The organism is Geodermatophilus sp. SYSU D00965 (assembly GCF_054050075.1).
In genome coordinates, this window is sequence record NZ_JBJGYQ010000025.1 from 12,504 (window position 1) to 26,438 (window position 13,935).

Annotated in this window: 15 protein-coding genes; 6 read left to right on the forward strand and 9 right to left on the reverse strand. The window is 77.3% G+C overall.

Annotated features, from left to right (window positions below; genetic code table 11):
* The first annotated feature begins 65 nt into the window (after positions 1–65).
* Together ACI789_RS20520 and ACI789_RS20525 are read left to right on the forward strand one after the other, a co-directional pair.
* Positions 66–359: a DUF4333 domain-containing protein gene (locus ACI789_RS20520; protein ID WP_457011234.1), complete on the forward strand. Its 294-nt coding sequence runs from the start codon at positions 66–68 to the stop codon at positions 357–359.
* A gap of 27 nt (positions 360–386) precedes the next feature.
* The gene (locus tag ACI789_RS20525; RefSeq protein WP_457011236.1) at positions 387–1,757 is read left to right on the forward strand and encodes an 8-oxoguanine deaminase; all 1,371 of its coding nucleotides are present in this window, start codon (positions 387–389) and stop codon (positions 1,755–1,757) included.
* Positions 1,758–1,774: 17 nt separating this feature from the next.
* Here ACI789_RS20525 and egtE read toward each other — a convergent pair whose 3' ends face one another.
* The 9 genes from egtE to egtA all read right to left on the reverse strand — a co-directional run bounded on the left by egtE (position 1,775) and on the right by egtA (position 10,489).
* Entirely contained in the window at positions 1,775–2,905 is a 1,131-nt protein-coding gene (gene egtE, locus ACI789_RS20530) for an ergothioneine biosynthesis PLP-dependent enzyme EgtE (RefSeq protein WP_457011237.1), read from the reverse strand.
* Between the two features lie 35 nt (positions 2,906–2,940).
* The gene (locus ACI789_RS20535; protein ID WP_457011238.1) at positions 2,941–3,714 is read right to left on the reverse strand and encodes an anti-sigma factor; all 774 of its coding nucleotides are present in this window, start codon (positions 3,712–3,714) and stop codon (positions 2,941–2,943) included.
* Positions 3,695–4,291, reverse strand: coding sequence for an RNA polymerase sigma factor (locus ACI789_RS20540; protein WP_457011239.1), 597 nt, complete (start codon positions 4,289–4,291; stop codon positions 3,695–3,697). The genes ACI789_RS20535 and ACI789_RS20540 overlap by 20 nt, the downstream gene beginning before the upstream one ends.
* 92 nt (positions 4,292–4,383) lie before the next feature.
* Positions 4,384–5,058: a class F sortase gene (locus ACI789_RS20545; RefSeq protein ID WP_457011240.1), complete on the reverse strand. Its 675-nt coding sequence runs from the start codon at positions 5,056–5,058 to the stop codon at positions 4,384–4,386.
* A gap of 25 nt (positions 5,059–5,083) precedes the next feature.
* A complete protein-coding gene (locus tag ACI789_RS20550) occupies positions 5,084–5,902 on the reverse strand; it encodes a DUF4397 domain-containing protein (RefSeq protein ID WP_457011242.1) in 819 nt (272 codons plus the stop codon).
* Positions 5,903–6,151: 249 nt separating this feature from the next.
* The gene (egtD, locus tag ACI789_RS20555) at positions 6,152–7,120 is read right to left on the reverse strand and encodes an L-histidine N(alpha)-methyltransferase (protein ID WP_457011244.1); all 969 of its coding nucleotides are present in this window, start codon (positions 7,118–7,120) and stop codon (positions 6,152–6,154) included.
* An 8-nt stretch (positions 7,121–7,128) separates the two neighbouring features.
* Positions 7,129–7,818 (reverse strand): ergothioneine biosynthesis protein EgtC, encoded by a 690-nt coding sequence (egtC, locus tag ACI789_RS20560; protein WP_457011245.1) that lies wholly within the window; start codon positions 7,816–7,818, stop codon positions 7,129–7,131.
* The gene (gene egtB / locus ACI789_RS20565; RefSeq protein ID WP_457011246.1) at positions 7,818–9,134 is read right to left on the reverse strand and encodes an ergothioneine biosynthesis protein EgtB; all 1,317 of its coding nucleotides are present in this window, start codon (positions 9,132–9,134) and stop codon (positions 7,818–7,820) included. Before egtB ends, egtC begins: the two co-directional genes overlap by 1 nt.
* On the reverse strand, positions 9,131–10,489 hold the full coding sequence (gene egtA / locus ACI789_RS20570; protein ID WP_457011247.1) for an ergothioneine biosynthesis glutamate--cysteine ligase EgtA: 1,359 nt from the start codon (positions 10,487–10,489) through the stop codon (positions 9,131–9,133). The genes egtB and egtA overlap by 4 nt, the downstream gene beginning before the upstream one ends.
* A gap of 59 nt (positions 10,490–10,548) precedes the next feature.
* Here egtA and ACI789_RS20575 point away from each other — a divergent pair, with 59 nt between their 5' ends.
* The 4 genes from ACI789_RS20575 (at position 10,549) to ACI789_RS20590 (ending at position 13,926) form a co-directional block, all read left to right on the forward strand.
* The gene (locus tag ACI789_RS20575; RefSeq protein ID WP_457011249.1) at positions 10,549–11,037 is read left to right on the forward strand and encodes a DUF309 domain-containing protein; all 489 of its coding nucleotides are present in this window, start codon (positions 10,549–10,551) and stop codon (positions 11,035–11,037) included.
* Between the two features lie 20 nt (positions 11,038–11,057).
* Positions 11,058–11,855, forward strand: a complete 798-nt coding sequence (locus tag ACI789_RS20580) for a class I SAM-dependent methyltransferase (protein ID WP_457011250.1) — start codon at positions 11,058–11,060, stop codon at positions 11,853–11,855.
* 10 nt (positions 11,856–11,865) lie between these two features.
* A complete protein-coding gene (locus tag ACI789_RS20585; protein ID WP_456919980.1) occupies positions 11,866–12,306 on the forward strand; it encodes an SRPBCC domain-containing protein in 441 nt (146 codons plus the stop codon).
* A 114-nt stretch (positions 12,307–12,420) separates the two neighbouring features.
* Entirely contained in the window at positions 12,421–13,926 is a 1,506-nt protein-coding gene (locus tag ACI789_RS20590; protein WP_457011251.1) for a malic enzyme-like NAD(P)-binding protein, read from the forward strand.
* Positions 13,927–13,935: the final 9 nt, after the last annotated feature.

The window sequence follows — 13,935 nt, forward strand, 5'->3', positions numbered from 1 at the left end:
GCCCGCCCCGGGAATGCGCTCGATAGGGTGCGGCTCCCCGCCGTGACCTTCCCCGAGGAGCAGCCGTGCCCCGTTCCGGTCCCCTGGCTCTGCTCCTGCCCGCCGCGGCGCTGGCGCTGACCGGTTGCGGCTCGTCGATCGAGCAGGGCGAGCTGGAGTCGCAGGTGGCCGCGGCGCTCGAGGGCGAGACCGGTGTCAGCCCGGAGGTCAGCTGCCCCGGGGACCTCGACGCCGAGGTCGACGCCAGCACCGAGTGCACGGCCACCGAGCCCGACACCGGCCGCGAGTTCACCTACCGCATCACCGTCACCTCGGTGGACGACGGCCGCGCCGCGTTCGACATCGAGTCGGTCGGCTGACGCCGTCCTCCCGCGGAGACCGTCGCCGTGCGCACCGCTGACCTGCTCGTGCACGACGCCGAGCTGCTCGCCACCGTCGACGACACCCGCCGCGAGATCGCCGGGGGGTGGATCGCGGTCACCGGTGGGGTGGTGACCGGCGTGGGCGGCCCGGCCGACCCCCAGCCGGCCGCCACCCGCCGCATCGACGCCCGCGGCTGCCTGGTCACCCCCGGGCTGGTCAACACCCACCACCACCTCTACCAGAACCTCACCCGCGCCTACGCCCCCGCGCTGACCGGCGGCCTGTTCGAGTGGCTGGTCACCCTCTACCCGCTGTGGGCGCGGCTGGACGAGGAGGCGGCGTACGTCAGCGCCTTCGTCGGGCTCACCGAGCTGGCGCTGTCGGGCTGCACCACCTCCACCGACCACCTGTACGTGCACCCCCGCGGCGGCGGCGACCTGATCTCCGCGGAGGTCGCGGCCGCCCGCGACCTGGGGGTGCGGTTCTCGCCCACCCGGGGCTCGATGTCGCTGTCGGTGAAGGACGGCGGGCTGCCCCCGGACTCGGTGGTGCAGGACGACGACGAGATCCTGGCCGACTCCGAGCGGCTGGTGCGGGCGCACCACGACCCCTCACCGCACGCCATGACCCGGGTCGCGCTGGCGCCGTGCTCACCGTTCAGCGTCTCGACGGCACTCATGACCCGGACCGCCGAGCTGGCCGAGGCCCTCGACGTGCGGCTGCACACCCACCTGTGCGAGACCCAGGACGAGGACGCGTTCTGCCTGGCCACCTTCGGTCGCCGCCCGGTCGAGTACCTCGCCGACGTCGGCTGGCTCTCCGACCGGGTGTGGCTGGCGCACGTGGTGTGGCCGGACGCCGCCGAGGTCGCGCGCCTGGGGGCCGCGCGGGTGGGGGCGGCGCACTGCCCGTCGTCCAACATGATCCTGGGCAGCGGGCTGGCGCCGGTGGCCGAGCTGCGCGCGGCCGGCGCCCCGGTGGGCCTCGGCGTGGACGGCTCGGCGTCGGCGGACGCCGCGTCCCTGTGGCTGGAGGCCCGGACGGCGATGCTGCAGGGCAAGCTGCGGCACGGCGCGGGGGCGTTCTCCGCCCGGGACGCGCTGGAGCTGGCGACCCGCGGCGGCGCGGCCTGCCTGGGCCGGGCCGGCGCGATCGGACAGCTGTCGGTCGGCGCGTGCGGGGACCTGGCGGTGTGGCCGCTCGACGGGGTCGCGTTCGCCGGCGCCCTGTCGGACCCCGTCGAGGCCTGGCTGCGCTGCGGCCCCATCGCGGCGCGGCACACCGTCGTCGCGGGGCGGCTCGTCGTGGAGGACGGCGTCCCGGTGCACCCCGCGCTCGACGAGCAGCTCGCCGTCCACGCCCGGGTCTCGGCTCGGGTGCAGGCCGCCGTCTGACGTCGGCCCCGTCCCCGCTACAGGGCGGAGGCGAGGGCGTCGAGGTCCTCGGTGGTGGCGTCCAGGTGCGGGGAGACGCGCAGCACCGGCCCGGTCATCTCGCCCGGCGCCCGCTCGCGCTCGATGGCGGTGGTCACGATCCCGTGCTCGGTCAGCAGCCGGGCGCGGGTGGTGACGACGTCGACGCCGTCCGGCGGCCGCAGCGTCGTCGTCGCCGTGGGCTCGTCCAGCGGCTCGACCACCCGCCAGCCGGCCACGCCCTCCAGCACCTCGCGGGAGGCCCGCCCCAGCGCGGCCAGCCGCTCGCGGACCCGGGCCGGCCCCGCGGCGACGTGCTCGCCGACCGCCAGCACCAGCCCGACCCGCCCGGCCACGTGCGCCTCGCCGGACTCCAGGGCCCGCAGCGGCGGCAGGTCGGCCGGTGCGGGCAGCACCGGGACGAGCTCCGCGGTGACGGCCGGCCGCACGCACAGCAGCCCCACGCCCCGCGGACCGGCCAGCCACTTGCGGGACGTGCCGTAGACCACGTCGGCGCCCACGTCGGTGTCGACGTGGCCCAGCGACTGGGCGGCGTCGAGCACGAGCGGCACGCCGGCCGAGCGGCACAGCGCCGCCACCTCGGCGGCCGGCTGCACGGTCCCGCGGTGGCTGCCGATGTGGGTGAGGTGCACCGCCCGGGGCGGGTCGGCGGCCAGCAGCCGGGCCACCCCGTCGAGGTCGGCCCGTCCGAGTCCGTCGACCGGCAGCGGCTCGAGCACCAGGCCCGCCGCGCGCAGCAGGGCGGCGTTGGGCGCGTACTCGCCGGGCAGGCACGCCACCCGGGACCCCGCCGGCAGCCGCCAGGCGGTGAGCAGGGCGAGCAGCGCGGCCTGCGCGGACTCGACGAAGACGACGTCGGCGGCGGCCATGCCGACCAGGCCGCCGATCACCGAGCGGCCCTGCTGCAGCAGGTCCTCGGCGGTCGCCTCGGCCACGTACCCGCCGAGCTCGGCCTCGTGCCGGGCGTGGTGGGCAGCGGCCTCCAGCACCCGGTGGCTCTGCCGGCTGCAGGCGGCGGTGTCCAGGTGCCGCCCGGCGGGACGGGGTCGTGCGGAGCGCCACGAGGAGCCGAGGTCCTCGTGGACGAGGGCGCGGTCGAGCAGGGTCACGTCCCCACGCTAGGCGAGCCGGGCGGCCGGTCTGCTCAGGTCTCCAGTTGCCCGCGGGCCACCGAGACGCCGGAGTGCGCCGGGTCGCCGTCCAGCGGCTCCACGGAGACGTCGACGATCGGGTACTCGCCGAGGTCGATGCCGGGCGGCAGCTCCAGCGTCACCTCGCTCCCGCCCTGCACGACCCCGAGGGAGACCAGCTGCTCGACCGCCGGGTCGAGCAGCCAGACCTCGTAGTACTCGCCGGCGCGCTCGGCCGCGCTGAGGTCGACGTCGAGCACCAGGCTGCCGTCGCTGCGCTCGAGCACGCGGGCCTCGCCCGACGCGCCGCTGCCCTCCAGCGGCTCGAGGGGGGTCTCGGCGACGGTGAGGCCCTCGCCGCCGCGGGTGCCGAACGCCACGGCTCCCGCCCCGATGGCCGCCCCGACGACGAGCGCCGCGGCGGCGGCCACGAGCAGTCGCGAGCGGCTGCGTCGCAGCGGGACGACCGGCGCCGGCGGCTCGGACGCCGGGGTCGCGGGCTCGGGTGCTGCGGCCGGCGCGGGCTGGACGGGGGCGGCGTCTCCCGCGGGGCGCGGGGCGGTGCTCACGCCGGTCGCCGCGGCGATCCCCGCCCAGACCGACGCCGGCGGGGCGACCGGCGCCCCGGGCGCGGCCAGCTGCGGAACGGCGAGGGCGTCCACGCCGCGCTGCAGCGAGGCCACCTCGGCGCGGCACTGCGCGCAGGACTCGAGGTGCGCGGCGTCGGACGCGGGCAGGGGCTCACGCAGCGCGGCCAGGGCGAGCTGTTCAGGCGTGCAGTGCGGCACCGTCCACCTCCAACCGGGTGCGCAGGCGCTCGAGGGTGCGCCGGATGTGGCTCTTGACCGTGCCCAGCGGCAGCCCGGTGCGGGCCGCGATCTGGGCGTGGGTGAGGTCCTCGAAGAAGGCGAGCTCGATGATCCCGCGCTGCGGCTGGCCGATCTGGTCCAGCTCGTCCAGCAGGAGCACGCGGTCGGCGACGGTGGTGTCGACCAGCGGGCCGCCGGGGTCGGGCGCGGCCTGGGCCTGCGCCGCGGCCGCCTCGGCGGTCCGGCGCTGCCGGTCCCGGCGGGCCCAGGTGTCGGCGATCTTGTGCCGGCAGACGCCGACCAGCCAGGCCGGGAGCGGGCCCTGGTCGGGGCGGTACCCGGCGCGGCCGGTCCACGCCGAGACGAAGGTCTGCTGGGTGACGTCCTCGGCGTCGGGGCCCGGACCGAAGGCACGCACCGCCATGCCGTGGATCTGCCCCGCGAAGCGCTCGTAGGCCCAGGCCAGTGCCTGCTCGTCGCCGGCGGCGAACCGGCGGCCGACCTCGGCGTCGTCCGGCTCCGGGGCCGTCCCCGGCGGCCCGGCGTCGGTGGTCACCCGCCCGACCCTAGGCCCTCCGGCCCCGGCGCGTCGGCCTCGCTGCAGGGCCCCGGTGCGAGCCTGCGAGCGACGGGGGGCAGCGAGGTCCTTCACCATCGGAGGGGCTCCGCGACGACGACCACGTTCTCCTGGTAGCTGCCGGTCTCGGCCACGAAGGGGCCGCCGCAGGTGACCAGGACCAGCCGAGGCGGACCGGTGCGGCCGAAGACCCGGTCCAGCGGCAGGGCGCGCTTGTCGACCAGATCGCGGGAGACCACCCGCCACCGGCTGACCTCGCCCGCCGCGCCGGTCACCCGGACCTCGTCGCCGACCTCGGCCTCCCGCAGCGGCGCGAGCGCCCCCAGGCCCTGCTCGCGGTCGTCGACGTGGCCGGCGAGGACGGCGGCACCGTCGCCTCCCGGAACGGGACCGAAGCGGTACCAGCCGACCCGGTCGACGTCGTCGGGCAGCTGCACCTGGCCGTCGTCCCGGACCCCGACCGGGTCGACCGGGGCGTCGACGCCGAGTGCGGGCACGGTGAGCCGTACCGGCGCCGGCGGGCGGGCCACGGGGGACGGGGCCGCGGCCCGGGTGCCCACGGGCGCGGGCGGGACCGCCGGTGCCGTCGCCGAGGAGGCCGGCGACGGCACCGGCGGGGTCGGTGCGGGGAGGGCCAGCTCGATCGACGTCCCGGTCGCGGCAGGTTCCCGGGTCAGCGCCCAGGCGGCCGGGGCGCCGACGGCGAGCACCAGGCCCACGACGGCGACGGCGGCCGGGGACCGCACGGCTGGCCTCCCTCTCCGGCGCCGGTCAGGCCCGCGAGGTCACCCACCGGCGGCCGGCGACCCCGGCGGCTACCAGCCCGGCCAGCGACAGCGCCGCCACGGGCACCGGCACGCCGCCGTCGTCGGCCAGTCCCGCCGAGCCCCCGGGGACGCCGGAGGGCGCGGAGTGCGATCCGGAGGTCGTCTGGACGGCGAGGGAGAAGCCGGCCTGCTGCGAGCCCCACGCGTAGACGATCGTGGTCGCGCCCTCGGCCAGGTCGAGGTCCGCGGGGCCGATCGCCACGGTGTCGGTGCCGGCGAGGACGACGTCGGCGCTGACGGTGCCGGCGGGCACGGTGAGCGCCGCCTCGTTCGGGTTGGTCAGCCCGGGGGCGACGACGCTGCCGCCGGCCCGGACGTCGACCGCCGGCGCGGCCGCGGTGTGCCGGACGACCACGCGGGCCTGGCCCGCGGGAACGGCGGAGGTGTCGTTGACGAACGGCGTGAGCGTCGGCGCGCCGTCGGCGGACAGGTGCGCCACCACCGTGGCGTTCGCGCCGGCCGGGACGGCGACACCGTCGGCGGACAGCAGGGGGTCGCCGGACGCGTCGGGCGCGTCGGCAGGGTAGAGGGCCAGGTCGTAGGTGCCGGCGGGGAGCTGGAGCGGGTCGGTGAGGGTGCCGGGCTGGAAGTCGTCGATCAGCCGCTCGCCGTTGGCGTAGACGTCGACGGGGGTGGCGGGTACCGCGTGCAGGACGGAGACGGTGGCGGTGTCGGCGGCCAGCGCGGGGGCCGCGCCGAGGGCGAGCAGGGTGCCGGTGGCTCCGCCGACGGCGATGGCGAGGGAGGTGCGGCTGCTGGGCACGGGACGGGGTCCTTTCGGTGGAGGAGGAGGTGCCTCTCACCCCGTCCTTCCGGTCGTCCTCGCCCGGCGGATGCAGCCGCTGGTCACAGGTGTCACCCGCGAACAGTCGTGCTCTGCCTGCAGAGGGCACGCAGAGCACGAGCGTGCCGGGACGGGCCCGACGGTGGCTCCTCGTGCTCTGCCTGCGGAGCGCACGCAGAGCACGAGCATGCGCAGAGCAGGTGGTGCGCGACGCGGTGGTCGACCGGGTCAGGCGGGCACGGACAGGGAGAGCGCGAAGTCGCCGTCCGGGTCGGTCCACCAGTGGGTCACCGCCAGGCCCGCGGCGGCCAGCTCGCGCGCCACCCCGTCGCGGCGGAACTTGGCCGACACCTCCGTGCGCATCTCCTCCCCGGCGGCGAACCGGACGTCGAGGTCGAGGGCGGCCACCCGCACCACCTGGTCGACCCGCGACCGCAGCCGCATCTCGATCCACTCGTTCGCCGCGTCCCACACCGCGACGTGCTCGAACGCGGCGGGGTCGAAGTCCGCGCCGAGTTCGCGGTCGAGCACGCGGAGCACGTTGCGGTTGAACTCCGCGGTCACGCCGGCCGCGTCGTCGTAGGCGCGGACCAGCCGGCCGGGGTCCTTGACCAGGTCGGTGCCCAGGAGGAAGGAGTCGCCCGGCGCGAGGGTGCCGGCCAGCGCGGCGAGGAACTGCGCGCGGGGTCCGGGCTCGAGGTTGCCGATCGTGGAGCCGAGGAAGGCCACGAGGCGCCGTCCGGACCGGGGCAGCTCGGACAGGTGCCGGGTGAAGTCGCCGACCACCGCCGCGACCTCGACGCCGGGGTACTCCGCCTCGATGGCCGCGCCCGCCGCGCGCAGCACCGACGGGTCGACGTCGCAGGGCACGAACCGGCGCAGCGTGCCGGCCTCGCGCAGCGCGGTCAGTAGCAGGCGGGTCTTCTCCGAGGTCCCGCTGCCCAGCTCCACGAGCACGTCGGCACCGGAGGCCGCGGCGATCTCCCCGGCGGAGGCGGTGAGGATCGCCCGCTCGGCGCGGGTGGGGTAGTACTCCGGCAGGCGGGTGATCTCGTCGAACAGCTCGCTGCCGCGCGCGTCGTAGAACCACCGCGGCGGCAGGGACTTCGGGGTCGCGGTCAGCCCCGCCAGCGCGTCGGCGCGCAGCGCGGCCGCGGCCTCGTCGGGGGCGAGGTGGTTGGTCAGCGAGAGGGACACCGGGCTCCTCAGGTCAGCGGGTTCACGGTCAGGCCGTCGGGGGTCACCTCGACCAGGGAGCGGTCGGGCACGTCGGTCCACGCCGGGTCGTCGTCCCAGGGCTCGCTGGCCAGCGCCGTGCCGTCGGCGGTGACCAGCACCGAGAGCGTGTCGCCCCAGGTGGTGGCCAGCAGCCGGGTGCCGTCGGCCGCCAGCAGGTTGAGCCGGGCCGCGGGGTCGGCGGCGGCGACCTCGCGCACGACGTCGGCGAGCGCGTCCGGGCCACGGGCGAAGACGAGGGCGGCCAGCAGCGCGCTGTCGACGGTGGACTCGGCGTCCCGCACGGGCGGCAGCACCGACCGGTCCACCCGGCCGTTGTGCGACAGCAGCCACCGGCCGTCGGTGAAGGGCGCGACGGCGCTCTCCTCCAGCGGCATGCCCACGGTCGCGGACCGGACGGCGGCCACCACGCACCCCGACGCCAGCACCGGGGCGACCGAGGCGAACGACGGGTCGGCCCACAGCGGCCGCGGCGAGCGCCAGCGCGCCGGCCGGGCGCGGCCGAGGGGGAAGAAGCCCACGCCCCAGCCGTCGGCGTTGACCGTGCCGTAGCGCTGCCGGCGGGGCGCCCACGACTGCACGAGCAGCGAGGACGGCGGGTCGAGGACGAGGTCGGCCAGCGTCCGCGGCCGGCCCAGCCAGGCGAGGTGGCGGCACATCACGCCGACCCCCCGTCGACGGACCAGGCCAGCCGGAAGCCGCTGAACACCTGCCGGCGGACCGGGTGGTCCCAGTTGCGGAAGCTCGGCCGCAGGATCGACGCGCCCACCGCCCACGACCCGCCGCGCAGCACCTTGTGGTCGCCGCCGAAGAACGGCGCGGAGTAGTCGGCGTAGAGCATCGGCCGGAAGCCGGGCCAGGGGAGGAAGTCCGAGGAGGTCCACTCCCAGACGTCGCCCATGAGCTGCTCGGCCCCGCAGGCCGACGCGCCGGCCGGGTAGGCCCCGACCGGGGCGGGGCGCAGGGCGGCGCCGCCGAGGTTGGCCAGCGCCGGTGTCGGCTCGGCCGCGCCCCACGGGAAGCGGCGGCGCCGCCGCGCGGCCGGGTCCCAGACCGCGGCCTTCTCCCACTCCACCTCGGTGGGCAGCCGCGCCCCGGCGGCAGCGGTGCCGGTGCCCCCCGCCCAGGCCGCGTACGCCTCGGCCTCGAAGAACGTGACGTGCTGGACCGGTTCGTCCCGCGGCAGCTCCTCGACGACGCCGAACCGGGTGCGGGTGCCGTCGGGGCCCCAGAACTGCGGCCGTTCCAGCCCCGCCTCGACCCGGTGCGCCCACCCCCGGGGCGACCACCACCGCGGCTGCGCGTAGCCGCCGTCGGCGACGAAGGCGGCGTACTCGGCGTTGGTCACCGGCACCCGCCCGATCCGGAAGGCGGGGACGTCGACGACGTGCGCCGGCCGCTCGTTGTCCAGCGAGAACGGCTCGTCGGCGGCGTCCACGCCGAGCACGAACTCCCCGCCCGGGACGAGCACCGACGTGCCGGCCACGCCGGGGCGGCCCGGCGGCAGCGGCGTCCCGGACCCGAGCAGCGGCGGCCCGGTGCGCAGGTTCAGCGCCTGGAGCATCGTCTCGTCGTGCTGCTGCTCGTGGCTGACCACCATGGCGAAGTCGAACGGGTCGTCGTCGGCACCGAGGGCGTCCAGCCGGTCGAGCACCCGGCCGCGCACCTGGCCGCAGAAGGCCCGTGCCTCCACCGGCGGCAGCAGCGGCAGCCGGGACCGGACGGCGCGGGGGTGGGTGAACGCGTCGTAGAGCGCCTCGACGTCGGGCGGCAGCAGCCCCGGCCGGGTGGCGTCGCCGCGCCGCAGCAGCCAGAGGTCCTCCTGCTGGCCGACGTGGGCGAGGTCCCACACCAGCGGGCTGAGCAGCGGCGTGTGCTGGCGCAGCAGCTCGGGCTCGTCGTGGTCGGTGAGCAGCAGCGTGCGCTCCCGGGCCGCGGTCAGCTCGCGGGCGAGGAGCTCGGGCAGGTCGCTCATCGGTCCTCCGTGGCCGAGAGGAGGGCGGCGGCGGGACCGCCGACCCGGGCGGTGCGGAGCAGGTCGTCGCCGGGGCTGCGGCCGCGGTCGACGAGGTCGGCCAGCGCGGTCACCTCGCGGCGGAGGTCGGCCGGGACCGCGTCGCAGGCGGCGGCCAGGCAGGCGCGCGCCGCCCGGTGCAGCGCGCGGTCGGCCAGCCCCAGCCGCGCGGCGCGGTCCCAGGCGGCGGCGACCGGTTCGGTGGCCGCCGCCGCGTGCCCGGCCGCGACCGGGTCGTCGAGCAGCGTCGTCGTCACCGCGGCCAGCGCCGGCCACCACGGCTCGGGCGCGGCGTCGAGGTAGCGGATCTCCAGCCAGCCGCGCGGCCGCACCGGCGGGAACAGCGTGGTCAGGTGGTAGTCGAGGTCGGCGGTGGTGGGCCGCCGACCGCCCAGGGGGACCGCGCCGGTGACCCAGTCGGCGAACGGCACCCGGGCCCGGACGGGGACGGCCGCCTCGCCCGCGCCCGGGTCGCGCACCAGCATGACCGGGGCGGCGAGGGCGTACCGCGCCCACTCGCCGGCCGGGTCGGCCCCGCCCAGCAGCGGACCACAGCGGGCCTGGTCGATCTCGCCCCACACCCGCTGCCGGTGCGACGCCCAGCCGGTGACCCGGCCGGCCGCCAGCGGCGAGCAGGCGGAGACGGCGACCAGCACCGGCCCGATCTGGTGGGCCAGCGACACCCGTTCGCTCCACCCGGCGCGGGGGCCGGCCTCCAGGTTGACCTGCAGCGACGCCGTCCCCGACATCATCGCCGTGCCCGGGCCGGCGCAGCCGACGGCGGCGAAGTGCTCCTCCATCGCCGCGTACCGGGCGGCGGGGCTGACCCGGCGCGGCGGGCGCAGCGGGTCGGCGCCCACGGGGGCCGCGCCCAGCCCGTCGGCGCCCAGCGCGGCGGCGAGCACCGCCCGGTCGGCGCGCAGCCCGGCCACCGCGGCGGCGACGTCGGCCGCCGGCGGCCCGGACAGCTCCACCTGGCCGCCCGGCTCGAGGGTGACCCGGCTGCCGCAGGGCAGGGCGGGCAGCGCGCCGGTGACCCGGCGGACGCGGGACCACGGCACCCGCGTCGCCGGGTCGGCGAGGTCGACCAGGTGCGCCTCGAGCTCCAGGCCGACGGCGCCGACGGGGCCGGGGCGCAGCGCGGCGTCGGCGACGTGCGCCAGGGCGCCGTCCAGGTCGAGGACGGCGGTGCACTGCTCGGTGACCGGGGCCACGGGCCCCACCCCCTCCAGGTCCGGACCGGTCGAGTCGACCGCGGGTCGGTGCGGGGGCGGCCCGTCGGAGCGGCCGTCCTCGGCGACCATCGTGCACGCCACCACCGACAGGACAACCCCCACGGACGACGCCCGCGGGGTGTTCGGCAGAAGATGGGCAGGTGGATGCCTCCCGGGACCGCGACGCCTCGGGGCGGGCCCGCAACGCCCGCCCGCGGGACGCGCTGGGCCGCCCGCTGGCCCGCGGCGCGGTGGGGGAGGAGCGGGCCCCCGAGGGGGTGGTGCGGCCGCCGGACGAGGCGCTGGCGGAGGCGCAGCGGCTGCTCGACGCGGGCCGGCCGTTCCACGCCCACGAGGTGCTCGAGGACGCCTGGAAGTGCGCGCCGGAGGCCGAGCGGCAGCTGTGGCGGGGGCTGGCCCAGCTCGCGGTGGGGCTCACCCACGCGGCGCGGGGCAACGGCCGGGGCGCGGTCACGCTCCTCGACCGCGGCGCCGGCAACATCGCCGGCTACGCCGCCGACCCCCCGCACGGCGTCGACGTCGCCGGCCTGGTGACCTGGGCGCGGGGCGTGGCCGCGGCCGGCGAGGACGTCGTCGTCGACCCGCGGGCGGCCGCGCCCCGCCTGACCGCCACTTCCAGCGCGGAGTGACGCGGAGCACACTGCCGGGCATGACCTCCTCCACCGCGGCGCGCACCCGGGACGTCTGGGCGGCCGGGGACTACCAGCGCGTCGGGGTCCGGCTGGTGCCGGCCAGCGAGCAGCTGGTCACCGACCTCGCCGTCCGTCCCGGCGACCGGGTGCTCGACGTCGCCGGGGGCACGGGCAACACCGCGCTGGCCGCCGCCCGCCGCGACGCCGACGTCGTCTGCAGCGACCTCGTGCCCGAGCTGCTGGAGTACGCCGTCCGCCGCGCGGAGATGGAGGGACTGGGGTTCGAGACCGAGGTCGCCGACGCCTGCGAGCTGCCGTTCCCGGACGAGTCCTTCGACGTCGTGGTCTCCACCTTCGGCGTCGTCTTCGCCGCCGATCCCGAGCAGGCCGCCCGGGAGCTGCTGCGGGTGCTGCGGCCCGGCGGCCGGCTCGGGCTGACCGCCTGGCGCCCCGAGGCACCCGGCGGCCGGCTGCTCGCGCTGATCGAGCGGCACGACCCGGAGGACGCCACCGGCGACCCGCTGCGGTGGGGGACCTCGGACGGCGTCGAGGGCCTGCTGCCCCGCGGTGAGTGCCAGCTGCGGCACTCCGAGCGGACCGTCGAGTTCACCGCGCCGTCGGTGGCGGCCCAGTGGCAGCGCTACCGCGACTGGTACGCGCCGGTGCACGTGGCCTGGCAGCGGCTCGACGAGGCCGGTCGCGCGACCCTGGAGGGCGAGTTCAGCGACATGTGGGGCAGCTTCACGCGCGGCGGCGGACCCGGCATCGTGGTGCCCAACACCTACCTGCAGTCCACCGGCGTGCGGGCCGGGTGAGGGGAGAGCCATGAGGAGCTTCGAGGCCGCCGTCCGGATCGACGCGAGCCCCGCGGCGGTGTGGGACCTGCTGGTCGACGTCGGCGGCTGGCGGGACTGGAACTCCGGCGTCGACCGGGTGGAGGGCCGGGTCGCCCTGGGGGAGCGGCTGACGCTCTACGCCACGATGATCCGCACCCGCCCCTTCTCGGTGACGGTCACCGAGATCCGGCCGCAGGAGGCCATGCGCTGGCGCGGCGGGCTGCCGTTCGGCCTGGCGGTGATCGAGCGGACCTACCACCTCGACGGCCAGGACGACGGTGGCACGGTCCTCACCGTCCGCGAGGACCACACCGGGCCGCTGGCCTTCCTGCTCGGCCGCACCACGCCGGACCTCAACCCCTCGTTCCGCCAGTTCTGCGAGGGCCTCAAGGCGCGCGCCGAGGGGCGGACCTCCCGGCACGGGGGCTGAGGCCGGGAGCACCCGGTCCGGCGGTCCGGACCCCGTACGCGTGCCGGACCCCACACGACCACTGCGACCGCAACGGAGCCCCCGCGGCAGCGAGGTGGGACGATGGGGCCCGCCATGAGCACCGACACCGCTGCCACCGCGCCCCGTTCGAACGACACCGACAGGGGTGAGCCGGCGACACCGCCGCGCGGCCCCGTCACCTCGGCGTCGTACTCCCTCACCGTCCGGCTCACCGCCGACGGCGACCCGGCCAGCATCGGCCGGATCGCCACCGCCGTGGGGTCCGCCGGCGGCGCGGTCACCGCCATCGACGTCGTGGACAGCCGCTCCGACGGCCTCACCGTCGACGTCACCTGCTCGGCCGCCGACGCCGCGCACTCCGAGGAGATGGTCGAGGCGCTGCGGGCGGTCCCCGGCGTGAAGGTCCGCAAGGTCAGCGACCGGACCTTCCTGCTGCACCTGGGCGGCAAGCTCGAGGTCGCCTCCAAGGTCCCGCTGAAGACCCGCGACGACCTGTCCATGGCCTACACCCCCGGGGTCGCCCGGGTCTGCCTGGCGCTGGCCGCCAACCCCGACGACGTCCGCCGGCTGACGATCAAGGGCAACACCGTCGCGGTGGTCACCGACGGCTCCGCCGTCCTCGGCCTCGGCGACATCGGCCCGGGCGCGGCCATGCCAGTCATGGAGGGCAAGGCGGTCCTGTTCAAGCGGTTCGCCGACATCGACGCCTGGCCGATCTGCCTGGACACCCAGGACGTCGACGAGATCGTGCGCACCGTGGAGCTGCTGGCCCCCGGCTTCGGCGGGATCAACCTGGAGGACATCGCCGCGCCGCGCTGCTTCGAGATCGAGGCCCGGCTGCGCGAGAAGCTCGACATCCCGGTCTTCCACGACGACCAGCACGGCACGGCGATCGTCGCGCTGGCCGCGCTGCGCAACGCCCTGCGCGTGGTGGACAAGCAGCTCGAGGACGTGAAGATCGTCGTCGCGGGTGGCGGTGCCGCCGGGACGGCGATCGTGCACCTGATGCTCAAGGCCGGCGCCCGCCACGTGCTGGTGTGGGACCGCGAGGGCATCCTCTCGCCCGACGACGAGCGGCTCTCCCCGGCCAAGCGGGACCTCGCCGAGCGCACCAACCCGGAGTGCGTGCGCGGTCAGCTGCCCGACGCGCTCGAGGGCGCCGACGTCTTCATCGGGGTCAGTGCGGCCAACGTGCTCGCCGTCGAGGACCTCGACCGGATGGCGGACCAGGCGGTCGTCTTCCCGATGGCCAACCCGACCCCCGAGGTCGACCCGGTCCGGGCCCGGCAGTACGCCGCCGTGGTCGCGTCCGGCCGCTCGGACCTGCCGAACCAGATCAACAACGTGCTGGCCTTCCCCGGCGTCTTCCGCGGCCTGCTCGACGCCCGCGCCCGGGAGATCAGCGACGGCATGCTGCTCGCTGCGGCCGAGGCGATCGCGGCCGTCGTCAAGGACGACCAGCTCAACGCCAACTACATCATCCCGAGCGTCTTCGACCCCGCCGTCGCCAAGGCGGTGGCCGCCGCGGTCGCCGACCAGGCCCGCACCGAGCCCGGCGCCACCGTCCGGCTCACCGAGGACAACGGCGTCACCCCCTGAGCTCCACCT

Coding starts and splice junctions, on each gene's coding strand:
- ACI789_RS20585 (WP_456919980.1), top strand. CDS start 11,866: ATGAGGAGCTTCGAGGCCGCCGTCCGGATCGACGCGAGCCCCGCGGCG.
- ACI789_RS20580 (WP_457011250.1), top strand. CDS start 11,058: ATGACCTCCTCCACCGCGGCGCGCACCCGGGACGTCTGGGCGGCCGGG.
- egtC (WP_457011245.1), bottom strand. CDS start 7,818: ATGTGCCGCCACCTCGCCTGGCTGGGCCGGCCGCGGACGCTGGCCGAC.
- egtB (WP_457011246.1), bottom strand. CDS start 9,134: ATGAGCGACCTGCCCGAGCTCCTCGCCCGCGAGCTGACCGCGGCCCGG.
- ACI789_RS20590 (WP_457011251.1), top strand. CDS start 12,421: ATGAGCACCGACACCGCTGCCACCGCGCCCCGTTCGAACGACACCGAC.